At 51.6% G+C, this 15,716-nt stretch carries 15 protein-coding genes; all 15 read right to left on the bottom strand.

What is annotated here, in order from left to right:
* On the bottom strand, positions 1 to 1,263 hold the full coding sequence (locus MMG82_RS04800; protein ID WP_241406546.1) for a beta-ketoacyl-ACP synthase: 1,263 nt from the start codon (positions 1,261 to 1,263) through the stop codon (positions 1 to 3).
* A complete protein-coding gene (locus tag MMG82_RS04795) occupies positions 1,264 to 1,989 on the bottom strand; it encodes a 3-ketoacyl-ACP reductase FabG2 (RefSeq protein WP_241406545.1) in 726 nt (241 codons plus the stop codon).
* 100 nt (positions 1,990 to 2,089) lie between these two features.
* On the bottom strand, positions 2,090 to 2,632 hold the full coding sequence (locus MMG82_RS04790) for a hotdog family protein (protein ID WP_172589179.1): 543 nt from the start codon (positions 2,630 to 2,632) through the stop codon (positions 2,090 to 2,092).
* Between the two features lie 5 nt (positions 2,633 to 2,637).
* Entirely contained in the window at positions 2,638 to 3,855 is a 1,218-nt protein-coding gene (locus MMG82_RS04785) for a beta-ketoacyl-[acyl-carrier-protein] synthase family protein (protein WP_241406544.1), read from the bottom strand.
* A gap of 103 nt (positions 3,856 to 3,958) precedes the next feature.
* A complete protein-coding gene (locus tag MMG82_RS04780; protein WP_241406543.1) occupies positions 3,959 to 4,699 on the bottom strand; it encodes a DUF3261 domain-containing protein in 741 nt (246 codons plus the stop codon).
* Positions 4,700 to 4,703: 4 nt separating this feature from the next.
* The gene (locus MMG82_RS04775) at positions 4,704 to 6,029 is read right to left on the bottom strand and encodes an NAD(P)/FAD-dependent oxidoreductase (protein ID WP_241406542.1); all 1,326 of its coding nucleotides are present in this window, start codon (positions 6,027 to 6,029) and stop codon (positions 4,704 to 4,706) included.
* Entirely contained in the window at positions 6,030 to 8,549 is a 2,520-nt protein-coding gene (locus tag MMG82_RS04770) for an MMPL family transporter (protein ID WP_241406541.1), read from the bottom strand.
* The gene (locus MMG82_RS04765; protein ID WP_047538734.1) at positions 8,549 to 9,370 is read right to left on the bottom strand and encodes an outer membrane lipoprotein carrier protein LolA; all 822 of its coding nucleotides are present in this window, start codon (positions 9,368 to 9,370) and stop codon (positions 8,549 to 8,551) included. The genes MMG82_RS04770 and MMG82_RS04765 overlap by 1 nt, the downstream gene beginning before the upstream one ends.
* The gene (locus MMG82_RS04760; RefSeq protein ID WP_047538731.1) at positions 9,367 to 9,801 is read right to left on the bottom strand and encodes an acyl-CoA thioesterase; all 435 of its coding nucleotides are present in this window, start codon (positions 9,799 to 9,801) and stop codon (positions 9,367 to 9,369) included. The genes MMG82_RS04765 and MMG82_RS04760 overlap by 4 nt, the downstream gene beginning before the upstream one ends.
* Complete coding sequence (locus MMG82_RS04755) at positions 9,798 to 11,363, bottom strand: aromatic amino acid ammonia-lyase (RefSeq protein WP_172591056.1); 1,566 nt, start codon at positions 11,361 to 11,363, stop codon at positions 9,798 to 9,800. The genes MMG82_RS04760 and MMG82_RS04755 overlap by 4 nt, the downstream gene beginning before the upstream one ends.
* Positions 11,360 to 13,168, bottom strand: coding sequence for a glycosyltransferase family 2 protein (locus tag MMG82_RS04750; RefSeq protein WP_241406571.1), 1,809 nt, complete (start codon positions 13,166 to 13,168; stop codon positions 11,360 to 11,362). The genes MMG82_RS04755 and MMG82_RS04750 overlap by 4 nt, the downstream gene beginning before the upstream one ends.
* A gap of 20 nt (positions 13,169 to 13,188) precedes the next feature.
* The gene (locus MMG82_RS04745; protein ID WP_088586548.1) at positions 13,189 to 13,563 is read right to left on the bottom strand and encodes a thioester dehydrase; all 375 of its coding nucleotides are present in this window, start codon (positions 13,561 to 13,563) and stop codon (positions 13,189 to 13,191) included.
* Positions 13,556 to 14,920 carry an AMP-binding protein gene (locus MMG82_RS04740; RefSeq protein WP_047540663.1) on the bottom strand — a complete coding sequence of 455 codons (1,365 nt, stop codon included), beginning with the start codon at positions 14,918 to 14,920 and terminating at the stop codon, positions 13,556 to 13,558. The genes MMG82_RS04745 and MMG82_RS04740 overlap by 8 nt, the downstream gene beginning before the upstream one ends.
* The gene (locus MMG82_RS04735; protein ID WP_055647381.1) at positions 14,917 to 15,465 is read right to left on the bottom strand and encodes a hypothetical protein; all 549 of its coding nucleotides are present in this window, start codon (positions 15,463 to 15,465) and stop codon (positions 14,917 to 14,919) included. Before MMG82_RS04735 ends, MMG82_RS04740 begins: the two co-directional genes overlap by 4 nt.
* Complete coding sequence (locus MMG82_RS04730) at positions 15,465 to 15,713, bottom strand: acyl carrier protein (protein WP_011074023.1); 249 nt, start codon at positions 15,711 to 15,713, stop codon at positions 15,465 to 15,467. The genes MMG82_RS04735 and MMG82_RS04730 overlap by 1 nt, the downstream gene beginning before the upstream one ends.
* Positions 15,714 to 15,716: the final 3 nt, after the last annotated feature.

Raw genomic sequence — 15,716 nt, 5'->3', positions numbered from 1 at the left:
TTATGTCGTTTTCCAGCGTTTAAAAATCAGTGAGGTGTTGATACCGCCAAAGGCGAAGTTATTGCTCATCACATAGTCGGTGTCGAGCGCACGTGGCTCGCCACGAATGTAATCGAGTGCGGCACATTCTGGGTCGATATTGTCGAGATTGAGTGTGGGGGCAAACCAGCCCGCATTCATCATTTCGATACTCACCCAAGCCTCTAGCGCACCGCAGGCGCCTAAGGTATGGCCTGTGTAGCTTTTAAGGGATGAAATCGGCATATCCGCACCGAATACCGCGTGGGTCGCATGGCTTTCGGCAATATCACCGCGGTCGGTGGCGGTGCCGTGGGCATTGACATAACCAATGGCGTCGGGCGTGAGCGCCGCATCCTTAAGGGCTAAACGAATGGCGATTTCCATGGTATCGCTATTGGGCTGAGTCACATGCTGGCCATCGGAGTTAGTGCCAAAGCCGACGATCTCGGCGTAAATCTTCGCGCCGCGCGCTTTGGCGTGTTCTAACTCTTCAAGCACTAGCGTACAAGCGCCTTCGCCAATTACTAAACCATCGCGCTGGGCATCAAAAGGGCGTGGCGATAATTCTGGCGTGGTGTTTTTCGTGCTGGTCGCAAACAGCGTATCAAAGACTACGGCCTCGGTGGGGCAGAGTTCTTCGCCGCCACCCGCGAGCATTAAGGTTTGCTGGCCATATTTAATCGCTTCATAGGCGTAACCTATGCCTTGGCTACCTGAGGTGCAGGCGCTGCTGGTGGTATGAATGCGCCCTTTAAGGCCAAAGAAAACCCCCACGTTTACCGCGGTTGTGTGGGCCATCATGCGGATATAACTGGTGGCGGTAACGCCTGACATATCGCCAGTTTTCAGCATATCGCCAAAGGCGGTAATGGGATCGGTACTGCCCGTGGAAGATCCATAGGCAATGCCCATCTCTCCCGAAGTGACGATAGGGTCGTCCAAGAGTCCCGCATCGATAAGTGCAAGTTCGCTGGCACGAGTCGCCATAATCGAGACGCGTCCCATGGAGCGGATTTTTTTGCGGGAATAGTGGCTCGGCACTTCAAAGTCGGTCACGGGAGCGGCGAGGCGAGTGTTTAGTCCGTCGTATTTATCCCATTCCGCCATCGTCACGACACAGTTTTTTTGTGCCTTAAGGCGGTTTGCGATACTCGGCCAGTCGTGACCTAAGGCGGTAATGCCACCAATGCCGGTGACAACAACTCGTCTACCCAAGCGGTTCGGGTTTGTCGGCTCAGTCATTTAGATCATGCCTCCATTCACCGAAATCACTTGGCGCGTGATATAAGCAGCATCGTCCGACATTAAAAAGGCTGCTAAGGCGGCGATTTCATTGGGTTTGCCCATGCGGCGCATCGGCACTAACTGTTCGACCATATCCTTAGGAATATCCGCCACCATATCGGTTTCGATTAAGCCTGGGGCGATACAGTTTACGGTGATCTTACGTTTGGCCAGCTCTAAGGACAGCGCCTTAGTGGCGCCAATCAATCCGGCTTTAGAGGCGCTGTAATTGACCTGACCACGGTTACCCGCGATACCGGAAACGGAAGCCAAGGTGATAATTCGTCCGCCCTTGCGCGCTTGCACCATAGGCATAACGCAGGGATGAATCACATTATAAAAACCATCGAGGTTAGTGTGGATTACGCTATCCCATTCGGCTTCACTCATCGCCGGAAAAGCATTGTCACGGTTGATGCCCGCATTGAGCACCACGCCATAATAAGCGCCATTTGCCTCGATATCGGCCTCAAGGGCGGCTTTGACGGCAACGCGGTCGGCAACATCAAACTTTAGTAGGCTGACGTTAACCCCAAGGGCGCGAAGCTCTGCGGCGCTGGTATCGGCTGCGGCCTGATTGCTGTGATAATGCAGCGCGATATCATAACCTGCCGCAGCCAGTTTAAGGGCGATTGCTTTGCCAATACCGCGGCTCGAACCTGTGACTAATACTCTGTTATTCATCTTTATTTCTCCACCCTTGATGCTCGATGAGTTGTTTGTGCATCAAAGGGCTAAATCCTTTTGTGATAATACTTGTTGCTGCCAAGCATGCCTCTTGGCATTAAGCCTGCTGGCTTGAGGCGATATACGCTTGGGTGTCCTGGGGTTGGAACACATTCACATTGGCCTCGGCCACTAACAGTGGTGTTTGCTGCGCTCCCGCTTCGGGCAATAGATAAATCTGGCAATCAAATACCGCCAGTCCCGACTCTTCCTGATAGAGGCGTTTAACCTGAGTGCGGTAGCAGCGATTGAGTTCGTATTGCGCCGTGTGTAAGGCTAATTTACGCGATCCCAATAAAAATCCCACGCGGATTTTATCGTGACGCAGTTTAGCCTCAACGCCCGCTAAAGCGGCAATGCTCTGCGCCATATATTCGATACCCACATAATTGGGGACGGCCTGACGATGCTCGTCAAAATAAGCGCTCTGCGGAGTGATCAGCACTTCAGTTTCGAGCACATCCTGCTGATGGCTAATAATCTTATCAATCAAGATCATTGGCGCACGATGCGGAATAAAATCGGCAATATTCTGCTCGGCTAAGTGTTGCAGCCAAATCGGCTCAGCGTGTGCCATTGCAGTGTCAGTTGAACTGGACATCAATCTTAAGCCCCTTTACGGCAAAAAATCAGGCTGGCATTGCTGCCGCCAAAGGCGAAGGAGTTGCTCATCACATAGTTAAGCTTGCCATGCTCGGCGCACTGCATCGGCGCGACTAGCGCAATGCAGGGGTCCTGCGGATCTTGCTGCCCATCAAACCTATGGGGCGGCAGGGCAAAGCTGTGATTATGCGGTGACAGCAACAGGTAACAAAATGCGGCTTCAATCGCGCCCGCAGCGCCTAAGGTATGGCCGACCAGCGGTTTGGTTGAGCTTGCAGGGGGCGGCGTGTCGCCAAATACCGAGAGTACGGCGCGGCTTTCCATTGCATCATTTTTAGGCGTTGCAGTGCCATGTAAGTTTATATAATCAATATCTTGCGCAGATATTTGTGCATCATCAAGCGCGGCCTGCATGGCGGCAATCGCCCCTGCGCCTTCAGGATGCGGTGCTGACATATGGTGCGCATCGCTCGACTCGCCAATACCTGCGAGCAATACGCAGGCTTCATTTGCTGTGTTGTCTGTCGCTAAGGTTAGGGTAAATAGCGCGGCGCCTTCACCGATATTGATGCCATCACGATTGGCGCTGAAGGGATTGCAATGTCCTTTGGAAACCGACTCTAAGGCGTGAAACCCGTTAACTGTGAGTTGGCACAGGCTGTCGATACCGCCGACAATCACCATATCGCACAGCTTGGCCTCAAGTAGGCGTTTGGCGCTGGCAAACACTTTAGCGCTAGAGGAGCAGGCGGTCGAAATGGTGTAGCAGGGACCTTGGAGCGTAAATAATTGGCGTAAAAAATCGCTGGTGCTGCCAAGTTCCTGCTGGAAGTAATGGTAATCGGCGGGGAAGTGGCCGTGTTGATTGCGATAGGCCAAGGCGGCTTCGCCCTTCGAAATCCCTGAGGTGCTAGTGCCTAACACCACGCCGATGCGGTCGGCACCAAAGTCACTTTTAGCTTGCTCTACGGCATCGCGAATTTGCAATGCGGCAGCCAGGAGTAATTGATTATTGCGACAATCGAATTGCGCCAGTGCGGCAGGTATCGTCGGTAACGGCTCAGTGACGGGCGCGACCAGTGTTGACTCCCCAAATAATAGGGTGTCATTGGTTTGCATGGCACTGGTATCGCCTGCAATCAAGCGGGCTAACACCTGCTCGGGCGTTTGCCCTAACGGGGTACACAATCCAATCTGTGTAATGGCGACTCTGTTATTCATTGTTGCTTGCTATACCTATTACCGAATCTGGGTGGTAAATATAAGTGGCTAATATAATTAGTTTTAAAGTTTTATCTTAGATTGGCTGCCTATAACTTAACGCTTAAATGGGTTGTATCTCTAACTCAAACTTTGCCTGCGGCATGGTTAAATTAATATGTGCCTGCCAAAGGGTCTCGTCGATTTGGTGCTGATAACGAATTTGTATCACTTGGGTTTGGTTATCGTTGTAACTGATAAGCGTGTCTTGGCTATAAAACTGGCGGCAGGGGATGGCGTCACACAGCCCTGTCACTAAACTTCCACCTTCTAAATGACTACGAATACTCTGTTCTGGCCAATAGATAAGTTGCATCATCGCCATCAGATATTCGGCTTTAAACTCATTCCCGAGTAGCTGACTCTGCTCACTGCTGAGTGTATTCCCATCGTAAACCAAGGTAAACAACGCTTGCCCTAGCGGAGCGAGCCCAACCAGCGTCATGCGTTCCCCTTCAAGTTCAAGCTGGGTGAGCAGCTCATGGGTGTTATCGCCCACTTTTATGCTCACCTTCTGACTAAAGGACTGGGGCGAAGATACCCCAGTTTTGCTGTCGTTTTGCTGACTCTGGCTTTGAGTCTGGCTTTGGGGCGCATTTGCCTGCGGCTTGGTAAGCGGTTTGTCCGTTGCGGGGCCAAAATGCTGTGGCAGTGGCGCTAAGCAATAACGCATATCTTTTGTGAATCCTACGCAGGTTTGCCGATAGAGCAGCTCACTGCAGCCCATCAAGCCTAGGCTTGAGAGCATTAGGCTTACTGTCACTATCGCTTTTGTGCGACCTTTGGCGTTAGGGCTTAGACGCATCGAATTACACCTCGGCTAATTCGTTGATTGTGAGTTCGCTGATTACGGGTTTGCCTGTTATGAGTTCAGCATCCTGCCGACATAGCTCGACCACCATGTTTAGACGTCGCTCGGATTCTTTAACAAAGGGATTTTGCGCATCCCAAGCATAACCCGCCAAAATCGAGCAAATCATCTGCTTGATTTTAGGATTCGGATCTTCATAAAAAATCACATCTTGGAAGCGGCCATCGTACCAAGCCTGCACATAGGTGCGGAAGGTGTTCACCCCTTGCATTAACGGCGCTGAGTACTCGGTAGGCCAATCTACGGTATTACCATTAAGCTGTTTGGTCACGCATTTTGCTGCCATGGATGCCGACTGCATCGCGATAGTTACGCCCGATGAAAACACCGGGTCGAGGAACTCGCCGGCATTGCCCAGCAACGCAAATTTATCGGTGGCGAGGCGTGACACGTTGGCGGAGTAGCCCTTGAGCGTCGCGCAAGGTTGGGCGACTTTGGCATTGGCAAGCAGTGCGTTAAGGCCGGGCTCTTCCTTGACTATGGTCATTAACTGCTGCTCTAAATCACCTTCTAGGCGCGCGAGCAATTGCGGCTCTGCCACGACGCCGAGCGAGCAACGGCCATTGCTGAAGGGAATTAACCAGTACCAAATATCCTGATGCTGCGGGTGCACGCTAATTAAAATCTTATTCCGGTCGAAGTTGGGATCGCTGATGTTATCTTCCACATGGGTGAAGATGGCGCTGCGGGTCGGCAGTGAAGAAGGCGTTTCGAGGTCGAGCAGTCGTGGTAATACGCGGCCAAAACCGCTGGCATCGAGCACATATTTAGCCTCGACTTGATAAAGTTCGCCCTGCTCGTTACGCACAGTTAAACGTGGTGCGGTAGTTAACTCTATCGCCTCAACGGTTTCACCGTAACGGATCTCCACCCCAAAGCTTGCCGCAGTATCGGCGAGTAATTTATCGAAGTTTCCCCGTTGTACTTGGAAGGTTGTTCCCGGCCCTGGGGTAAATTTGTCAGTAAAGTCGAAGGTGGTATATACCCCGTTACGGCGGAAGGCCGCGCCATTTTTATATTGGAATCCCGCGGCATTTAGCGCCTCTAACATGCCTGCTTCTTCAATAAATTGCATACAGCAGGGCAGTAGACTCTCACCAATCGAAAAGCGCGGAAAGTGTTGTTTTTCGAGCACGATGACACGTTTGCCTTGCTTATGTAGCAGGCTGGCGGCAATCGAGCCTGAGGGGCCCGCGCCGATAATGGCGACATCGACGCAAAGGGAGTGAGACTGTGTGGCGCTTGCCGCGGTAGAGGTAGACATTTAAATAACATTCCTTGTAGGTATCGAGACCTTGTTGGTGGTTAAAACCTGACGGGTGGTCAAAATCAATGGCGAAAGTACAAAGGTAAAGCCTATGCCGAGGGATAGGGTTAATCCAAAGTAATGAATAGCTTGGGTTTGGCTAAAGGCGAGTAAGCCAAAGGCCAATAGGGTCGAGCAGGCGGACATAAACACCGCCATCATCACCGCCCTGCCATGTTGCGCTGCGGCGGCAAAAAACAAGCTGTAATCTATCCCAATCCCGAAGACTAAAATCAGCGCCAGCGCATGGAATAAGCTTAAGGGGGAGCCGACTAAGCCTAAAATGGCTAAGGTAAGTACCGCGGCGAGTGCTGGCACAGCGACAACCACAGTGGCCTTTTTGAGTCCAAAACTTAGGCTAAATAGCAAGAGCGCGATAACCAGTGCTAGCCCCAATAATTTAAGGGTGAGCAGGCGATAATGCCCCATCACGGTGGAGATATCCGCGACTTTATCGATAAGTTGCACTTGCGGATCTTTGGCAAAGCGCGCTTTGAGAGCCGCAATATCTTCAATACCACCGAGCAACACTATGGCGCCATGGCTGTCGCTTCCTCGCTGTGTATTATCTGGATTGGCCGTTGGCTCCGTTGAGTGTTCAAGCGGCGCTAATCCCAGTGGTGCAAGCCAAAGTGGTGCTAGCTGTTTACCAAAGCCCAGTTCGAAAAAATCCGCCGGGGTGATATAGCTATCCTTGGCGTCAAGATAGACGGCAGAAAGGCTTGGCGCTAGGCTGTCATCAAGGCCAATGTGGCTTAGTACTGTGGTTAATTGCGACTGGTAAATCTCGCCCTGTAATTGATACGCCGCATCTTGCTTTTGCTTGCTCGGTAGGTAACGGCTGAGGCTGACATAATTGCCCAGCTCCTGCTGTTTTATGGCGGCATCGAGCTGTGGGCTAAGGGTTTCGAGCCGTTGCAGTAAGGCTTCTTCATTTGGCGCGCGCACCAATAAAAACTGGTTATCGGTACCGCCACTGAGGAGTTTTCTGAGCTTATCTTCAGGCTCTGTTACGCTCGCAGGGCTTTGTTGTAAATGGCGAATATCATCATCCACCTTAAGTTGGCTGATACCCAGCAGACAAACGCCTACGAGCAGTAAGGTGAATAGACTCAATCCCCATGGCGACACCAGTTTGTTTGAGAATCCGGAGAGTTTCGTAAGATAAGCTTGTGCAAGATTCAGCGGACGCTCTCCCGAAGGTAACTTGCTGCCCGCTAAGAGTGGGTAAGCCAGCACTAACGTCAGGTAAGCACCGAGTAAGCCAGAGGCGCAGAAAATCGCCACCTGCTGCATGCCGGGAAACGGCGCGAGGCCAATGCCGACATAGGCCAAGGCGCTGGTGATAAAGGCGAGCGACACAGTGGGGAAAATATAGGCCACGGTCGCCTGCGCGCTACGCTGATGATCGCTTAACCGCTCGCAGTAAAAATGGAAACTGTAGTCGATAGCAATCCCAATCAGGCTGGTGCCAAAGACGAGGGTGAGCAAATGCAGCTCCCCGAACACGCTTAGGGTAAATGTCACCGCCAGCAGTAGGCCGCTGGATATTGTCACTATCGCCAGCAGCAGCGGCATGACGGAGCGAAACGCCAGCCAGACTAATAACACCACCCCAAGCAGAGAGGCGAGGCCGAGGATAGAGATTTCGCTCTTGGCAGCATTGGTGGCTTCTATGGCATGAAACAGCGCGCCTGCCTGTAACACTTGTATGCCGGCATATTGCTCAGTCACTGTGGTAAGTGCTTGTGTTAACGCTGCTTGCTGAATAAGTTGGGCATTGGGATTAAAGGCGCTGTCTTTGCCCTTTGCCATCACAATAGCGGCCACGCCTTCACTGTTATCAACACCTTGTTTGGTATCAACACTTTGTGGATGAGCAAGTAAAATCCCTTGCTTGGCGCTCAGTTTCGAGCTGGGTGCGAGGGCGAGCAAATTGGCGGGAAATAACAGCAAAGGATCTTGAGTGAGCAGTTGGCTATTAGCATAACTAAAGGCGTTGTAGAGCTGTTGTGTGGCCGAGGCAACTAAGCTATCGAGGCCATTATGGGTTAACGCATCGGCTTGCTCTGGGGTTAATAGCTTAAATCTATGGGGAAAATAATATTGGCCTAGGGCTTCACCCATTTGTATGTCGGCACTGCGAATATCGGTAAAGGCGGTATTTTGAGTCTTAAGCTGCTCCATCAGGAGCGTTGCCGCCGCAATGGCTTGCGTTTCATCCTTGGCAATCAGGGCAAGATACACTTGATCGGCAAGTGTTGACTCCACTTGCTCGAGGGCGCGGGCTGTGAGCGCATCCTGCTGCAGATGGGGCAACATGGCGAGAATATCGCTTTGAACCTTTGCCCCATTTTGCCACAGTTGCAGCGTCCATAGGCTCGCCGCCAGCATCAGACACAGCCAAATCGCAAGGCGTAATTTGCTTGAGGTGTGCATCAGCCTGTGACCTATGCGCGTGGCAATCTTGGTCGCCATTATTTTGCCTTGCTCTCTTGAGGATCAGTCTCCTGTGGAGAAACTTTTTGAGTTAGCGCGATGGAGAACTGGGCTAATTCGGCGTCGCTCAGTTTACCTTGGCGCAGCTCGCGAAAATCGATACGGGTGATATCCTGCGGACTCACGCTGGGTGCGGCGCTGAGCAGCACTAATGCATGAAGAGTATCGCTGCCTTCGAGCACCATGTTAGCGATGGCTTTTTTCATCAGCGGATCTTTCGGGGTTAATCCGAGCTGCCAATTTTCCTTAGCTAATTCGTTCGTTAACGTTTTTTGAGCTAAGAAGTGCAGTTCAAAATGATTGCTTAAACCCGAAATATCACCGCCCAGCATGGCACTCACCAGACTGGGTAATAAATCCCCCATGGCTGCGGCACTTGCCGATGCATCGGCGCTGCTGACTTGCACTCGTCCTTGGCTATCTCGCTGAATAAGTTGCTTATCTTTTAAAATAAGCAAGGACTCAAAGGGCGTAAGCTGCTGCCAAATCAGCCCTTGGTCCTTGTCGAATACAAACTGACCTTGGCTAATGAGGGGCTTTTTTAACACTTTAAGTTGGCGGGATTGCACAAAGTGGCCGCGTACTGTCTCGCCAAGGTTAAGCTTTTGGCTGAGGGCGAGTAATGCGGCGTTATCGGCTCCTTGGTTAAACAGGGGCTGATATTGGCTCGCTTCTGTAAGGTTAGGAGTAGCAAGGTCTTGCGCCTGCACAGAGCCAAGCAGCATGCAGCTTAAAAGTGCGCCTTGGCAGAACCATTGCACCCACTTAGCTCGCGACCAGGTTTTGAGGATGGCATTCATTCGTTATCAACCTTTGCCAGTAGCGGGGCGATTTTGCTGCGAAATATCTCTGGCGTCACAAAGCACATTTCTTGGCTCGTCATATCCACCGCCGCCTGAATGGTATAGCCCTTGGTAATACGCTCACCCGTTGCGGTATCACGGATTTGATAATTGATTTTTAGGCGATTTTCCCACTCAACTAACTCGGCACGCACGGTAATATGTTGCTCAAAGGTGCTGGGCTTAACGTATTTGATCTGCACATCAATAATCGGCCAAGCGTAGTTCGAGGCCTGCATTTGGCGATAGTTGTAGCCTAATTCGTCGAGCAATTTGCAACGGGCAATTTCGAAATAACGCAGGTAATTACCATGCCAAGTGATCCCCATCGAATCCACATCGTGGAAGGGGATCTGCATGTCCATTTCTATGCAGAGCAAGGCTTTCATCGGCACACTTCCCATTCGCCCGCTTGGATTTTCGCAACGGTTTGGCGCAATACGGCTTCGAGTGGTCGGTCTTCTATTAATGGCTCAAAGTCAGCACGCACTTGGGCGAGCGTGGTCGCCAGCGATGGCGTCAGTGAGGCTTCGTCTAACTCGTTTTGGTTGATACGCAGACCAATGCCTTGGGTCATGGCGAGCAGGGCTGCGGCGGCGACTTGTTCTGTCAGCTGTAATACACGCATACAGTCACGGGCGGCGATAGTGCCCATGCTGACTTTATCTTGGTTATGGCATTCGGTTGAGCGTGAGAAAACGCTCGCGGGCATAGTGTGTTTCAGTGCTTCCGCCGTCCAAGCTGAAACGCCGATTTGCACCGCCTTAAAGCCATGGTTGATGGCGCGACGTGCACCAGTCGAACCCGAAAGGTTAGCGGGTAAACCGTTGTTAAATTTAGGGTCCATCACTAATGCCATTTGGCGATCAATCAGATCAGCGATATTGGCCACAGTATTTTTTAAGGAGTCCATCGCAAAGGCGATATGCCCGCCGTAAAAATGGCCGCCATGGAGAATATGCTCGCCTTCAGCATCGACAATCGGGTTGTCGTTGGCGCTGTTAACTTCGGTCTCGATAAATTGGCGCATAAAGGGCAGCGCATCCTGCAACACGCCAATAATGTGCGGCGCGCAGCGGATGGAATATCTATCCTGCAATCTGTCGGAATTGCGCGGGTGAACATGGTGGTTCAAATCTTCCCGTATCCAAGTGGCGATTTGGTTTTGCCCTGGATGGGGTTTGGCAGCAAACAAAATATCGTCGAAATGGTTCGAGTTGCCTTTGAGGGTTAACGACGCCATGGCGGTAATGCGGCTGGCTAAACGCGCTAAATATTGTGCGCGATCAAAGGCTAAACAGGCTAATGCTGTCATCACTGCCGTGCCATTCATCAGGGCTAAGCCTTCTTTGGGGCGCAGCACATGGGGCGTGATATTCAGCTCGCGGTAAACCTCTTGGGTGGCTCGGCGCTCGCCGTTATAAATCACTTCTCGCTCGCCAACTAGCACGGCGGCGAGATAAGACAGTGGCGTTAAATCGCCACTGGCACCGACTGAACCTTCCTCTGGGATCACTGGCACGATATTGAGATTAAGCAAAGTTTCGATGCGATTTAATAGCTCATATGTCACGCCGGATTTGCCAATGGCGAGGGAGTTTAAACGGCATGCCATCACGGCGCGCGCCTGCATTACGCTTAAGACTTCGCCAAGGCCACAACCATGAAAACGGGATAAGTGCAGCGGCAACTCGTGGACTAAGTCGAGACTCACATTCACTGTGCAAGAGTCGCCATAGCCGGTGGTGACGCCATAGACCACGCCTTCTTCGTGCAGCAAACTATCGATAAAGCGGGCGCCTTTTTGGATATACGCTTGGTAATCGGAATCATCACAGAGTTTGACCTTGGCGCCCTTAGCCACGGCGACCACCTGCTCTAATGTGAGTAACTGAAGGCCAAATTCGATTGGCGACTCAACGGTTGTCGTGTGAGTAACTGCGTGGATCATAAATGCTCTGTCCTGTCTGTAGTGCGCTCCTGCTCTGGGAGTGCTGCTGTCGTTTTGTGGGCGGATGTCGCGCGGTTAACCTGGCTATCATCCCGCCAAAAATCAAAAAAGTTAAACCATTGCAAGGGCTCACGCCTTGCATAGTGTTCGAGGCGTTCGCTGTAGCGAGAAACGGCCTGTTGGAGTCGTTCCATTCTGCCCGCTCGTGGGCCTTTAAGTGTCTCGGCGAAGCGTTCTAAATGCACTCGATAACGCCCTTGCTCGCGCAGGCAAAACATCAGATAAACCGGGCAATCTAAGAGTCCGGCCAGAATAAATGGCCCCTGCGGGAAGGCGGCTTCTTGGCCCATAAATGGCGCGTACACGACTCGCCCTTGGGCGTGGGATGAGGTTCTATCTCCTGCAATCACCACTAACTCGCCGTCTTCAATTTTTTGTTGTAATAGCATCGATGTGGCGGGATTTAGCTCGGTCACTTGGATCAAATTCAGCGTGCTATCGGGATTTAACTGTTTGAGTACGTTATTAAAGTTTTCGGCATGGCTGGTTAACACCATGACATTCACTTTGACCTTACGCTGGTGGATTGAAATCGCGCGGCACAGCTCGAGATTGCCTAAGTGGGACACCAGCAGCACGGCACCTTGGCCGCTTTCTAGCTGATCGGCCAGCACTTGGCGGTCGGGAAAATCCACTTGGCTTAATTGAATGCGATCGCACCAAGCATCGATTCTATCGAGCGCCGCATTACCAAAGGCGATAAAGTGGCTTAAGCTGTCGCGCCAGCCAACGGGCTGATTTAACTGAGGATGCCGTGGCTCGAGGTGCTGTACGCGGCGCAGGAAATCTAATGAGGCTTCGCGGCTGACTTTGCCAGTCAGGAAGAAGTAGCAAATCACGGGATACATAATGGCGCGGCACAGCCAATGGCCACCAAAACGGTAGCTTTCGACTAACAGTTTGATGCCCCAATAACTGCCGCGCTCCTTCATGGCTGACCAATGGGTCGCAGTATGAGCAGATGACGTCAATTTCGCCGCTTGTTTACGGCGCAGCAACTGCGGCAGACGTTTTAACATGCCGAAAAATAGCCGCGTGTGCAGTTTAGTGATACGCACATTGTCGGCCACACCTTGAAAGTGGCTGACGCCATTTTCGGGATAAATGACCTTGGTGGGGTGAAACAGAATTTCTACCCCTTGCCAGTAGAGTTTTACTAGGATTTCGATATCGAAATCCATCCGCTCTGTTAGTGCTTGTTGGCTGAAGAGACGCTCGGTGGCGGCTAAGGGATACACCCTAAATCCGCACATAGAATCTTGAATATCAAAGCTTAAGGTTTCGACCCATACCCAAAAGTGGGTGAGATAACGGCCGTAGAGTCGCCCCTTTGGGACGGACTCATCGTACTCGGGCTTACCCGAGATCAGCGCTTCCGGCTTGGCCTGCGCCTTGGTGAGCATCGCGGGGATATCGCTTAAATTATGCTGACCATCGGCATCGACCTGTAGCGCATGGGTAAAGCCATCGCGATAGGCGCGGCGAAGCCCTGTCATCACTGCCGCACCTTTACCTCGGTTGTAGGGGTGTTGCAGCAAGGTCACCCATTCGTGTTGCTCCGCCAAGGATTGCAGTAGATAGCGGGTCTCATCATTACTGCCATCGTCAATCAAATAGCAGGGCAGATTAAGAGTGGCTAGCTCGGCTAAGGTCTGGGCGATAGCGGCGCTGTGATTGTAATTGGGGATCACCAGTGCCAGCTTGATTGGGACTGGGCCCATTAAATCACTTGGCGGGGCTAACATTATGTTGTTCATTCCGTCGCTCACTGCGCCGCTCCATCGCCTTGCTTGCTGGCAAAGCTGATACGGCCTGAGGCATAGCGGTGGTCGCCATCGCTGTAGGCAAAGGTGAGTTTTTCCTTGGCGGCATTGTGACTAATAACTAAGGTCACTTCTTGCCCTGGCAGAATAAGCTGTTGAAACTTTAGTACTTCTAAATTAGCGACCGCAGCGTTGTAACCAAAATGCTCGCAACCTAAGCGCACGGCCCAATCGAGTTGGGTCACGCCGGGGAGTACGGCTTGCTCAGGGAAGTGGCCGTTAAAATATTCGAGATCGGCGGCGACCAGCAGGCGCAATTCGATGCTATCAGGGCCGATCTGCGACGTGAGTATCGGCGGTAAACTCGACTTAATCATGGTCAAATAACTCAACTAGCTGGGCGGCGACACGCTTACCCTGAGTGTTTAACGGTAGGGTGTCGGGGTAACGCCAGCGGCGCGGCAAGGTGACTCGTTCAAATTGGGTCAGCAGATGCGCTTTTAAGGCATTGTTGATACTGAGTTTTCCCTGCTCTTGATGCACGCTAAGGCCCAATGGTGACAGGGTAATGACGGCTCCTAACTGGGATTTAAACTGGGGCAATACCACCAATGCCGCCTGCTCGACATAGGCGTGGCTACAGAGCAAGGTCTCCATTTGCGCCAGCGACAGGCGTTTTTCTTCAATCTTAACGATGCGATCGAGCCTGCCTTTGAGTCTAAATTGGCCATTTGCCGTCGGCTCGATTTTATCTTCGCAACGTAACCATTGATCGTCGGCCAAATAGGGTGACTTTAGCAGCAGGGCGCCATCGTCAGCGTCTTGGTCTATGGTAATTTGTTCAAACACTTGCCAAGGTTCATCGGCCTCATGTTGGCGGCGATAGGCGATACCGCCGGTTTCGGTGCTACCAAAAATCTCTATGGGTAAATGGCCGTAACATTGGGCGACACCTTGGGCGGCGGTGAAACTTAAGGGGCCGCCGGAGCTGAAGACTAAGCTGGGAGAACGTAATTGGCGTTCGTGCTCCAGTGCCTTCGGCAAACGGGATAATTGTGCCGGGCTACTGATCAAACACAGATTAGGTAACAGCGCAGTGTAGTAGCTTAAGGTCTCTGGATATTCAATTTGCTCGCTTAAAAAGGGTCTACTGGCGGCTAAGGGCCAGAGGATTTTAAACAGCAAGCCATAGATATGCTGATGGGAAACGGTTGAGACCACACTGCAATGGGGCAAATGTTCGGCGAAGGTATGCTCGAGCACAGTCACTTCGGCATCGAGCTGCCTTAAGCTCTTGCGAATGGCCTTAGGCTCGCCACTGCTGCCCGAGGTAAACAGCACCAGTTCACCAAAGCTGTCGCTCTTGGGCCAAGATTTTGTGGGCAGACTCAGCTCTTTATTCAATAGGATAAAGGCGTGACTCTCGCACAATGGTTTGTCGGACAATATGCCTTCAAATTGGTGTGTTAATTCGCTCAGGGTGCCGGTTTGGGTGTTAGGGGGCAAAATAATTTCTTTGCCTGCCAAGAGTGCGGCACATAGGCCAACGGCAAACAGATCGCTGGTATCACTCGCCAGTAGCCATTTTCGCTCAGGCGCTTGGCGCAGCTGCTCATAAAAATGGGTCACCTGATTGGTAAACAAGGTACCTGTGACTATGTCATGGTGGTTAAAGCTGATCAGTTGTTGGGCGAATGGCCCCTGGATTAACCAGTTTTTGAGTAGCTGTGTCATGTTTTCTTCAACCAAAAGCTGCGATATAACCATTCCCCACCGAGGAGCAGTCCCATGAGTACGTATGCAATCAAACCGTTGTACAAGGTCCAAGTTGCTAGGCTGGTAAATGCGGCGGTATAGGCCGCCATTGAGCCATTAAGGATAAATAAGCCGCACCAAAGTAGGGTGACTTTTTTAAGGTAGCCTATGGCTTCATCCGGCAAGTCGGGTTCTTTTAACCGCGCGAGCCGCTCTATCATGCTTGGGCCTTGGTATAGCGAGTAGCTAAACAGGGCTAACATGGTGAGATTCATCACCACCGGGTAATACAACAGCCAGTCACTACGTTTTGCCGCAAAACTGCCAGCAGTGAGGGCAATCCCCACAAGCAAAGGCAAGACTAAGGTTTTAACCTTTTGCTTTTGCAGCATTAAACGCACTACTAACAACAGGCAAAGCACTAGGGCGATTGTGCCTGCGGGTAGATAGTTTAGCCCCAAATACACGGCAACTGGGTAGGCGATCAGCGCGAGTGCGGTGAGCACCTGTAGCAGGACGCGCATTAGTCTTTTACTAGGCCTTCAATGGCGTTGACCACATCATTGACGGTACGAACGGATTTAAATTCATCGGGTTGAATTTTTTTGCCTGTCAGTTGTTGCAGCTTAATCACCAGATCGACGGCATCAATACTGTCCAGATCTAACTCTTCGTAAAGATTGGCGTCAGGGGTAATCGCATCGGCATCGATTTCAAACTCATCCACTAAAATCGTGGTCAGCATAGCGAGGATTTGTTCACGGTTTTGCATCTT

This window comes from Shewanella sp. MM_2022_3 (assembly GCF_022557375.1).
GTDB classification, from domain to species: domain Bacteria; phylum Pseudomonadota; class Gammaproteobacteria; order Enterobacterales; family Shewanellaceae; genus Shewanella; species Shewanella xiamenensis.
The sequence above is the reverse complement of the archived record's forward strand: the minus strand, read 5'-3'. Positions and strand labels throughout refer to the sequence as shown.

Coding starts and splice junctions, on each gene's coding strand:
- MMG82_RS04800 (WP_241406546.1), bottom strand. CDS start 1,263: ATGACTGAGCCGACAAACCCGAACCGCTTGGGTAGACGAGTTGTTGTC.
- MMG82_RS04795 (WP_241406545.1), bottom strand. CDS start 1,989: ATGAATAACAGAGTATTAGTCACAGGTTCGAGCCGCGGTATTGGCAAA.
- MMG82_RS04790 (WP_172589179.1), bottom strand. CDS start 2,632: ATGTCCAGTTCAACTGACACTGCAATGGCACACGCTGAGCCGATTTGG.
- MMG82_RS04785 (WP_241406544.1), bottom strand. CDS start 3,855: ATGAATAACAGAGTCGCCATTACACAGATTGGATTGTGTACCCCGTTA.
- MMG82_RS04780 (WP_241406543.1), bottom strand. CDS start 4,699: ATGCGTCTAAGCCCTAACGCCAAAGGTCGCACAAAAGCGATAGTGACA.
- MMG82_RS04775 (WP_241406542.1), bottom strand. CDS start 6,029: ATGTCTACCTCTACCGCGGCAAGCGCCACACAGTCTCACTCCCTTTGC.
- MMG82_RS04770 (WP_241406541.1), bottom strand. CDS start 8,549: ATGGCGACCAAGATTGCCACGCGCATAGGTCACAGGCTGATGCACACC.
- MMG82_RS04765 (WP_047538734.1), bottom strand. CDS start 9,370: ATGAATGCCATCCTCAAAACCTGGTCGCGAGCTAAGTGGGTGCAATGG.
- MMG82_RS04760 (WP_047538731.1), bottom strand. CDS start 9,801: ATGAAAGCCTTGCTCTGCATAGAAATGGACATGCAGATCCCCTTCCAC.
- MMG82_RS04755 (WP_172591056.1), bottom strand. CDS start 11,363: ATGATCCACGCAGTTACTCACACGACAACCGTTGAGTCGCCAATCGAA.
- MMG82_RS04750 (WP_241406571.1), bottom strand. CDS start 13,168: ATGTTAGCCCCGCCAAGTGATTTAATGGGCCCAGTCCCAATCAAGCTG.
- MMG82_RS04745 (WP_088586548.1), bottom strand. CDS start 13,563: ATGATTAAGTCGAGTTTACCGCCGATACTCACGTCGCAGATCGGCCCT.
- MMG82_RS04740 (WP_047540663.1), bottom strand. CDS start 14,920: ATGACACAGCTACTCAAAAACTGGTTAATCCAGGGGCCATTCGCCCAA.
- MMG82_RS04735 (WP_055647381.1), bottom strand. CDS start 15,465: ATGCGCGTCCTGCTACAGGTGCTCACCGCACTCGCGCTGATCGCCTAC.
- MMG82_RS04730 (WP_011074023.1), bottom strand. CDS start 15,713: ATGCAAAACCGTGAACAAATCCTCGCTATGCTGACCACGATTTTAGTG.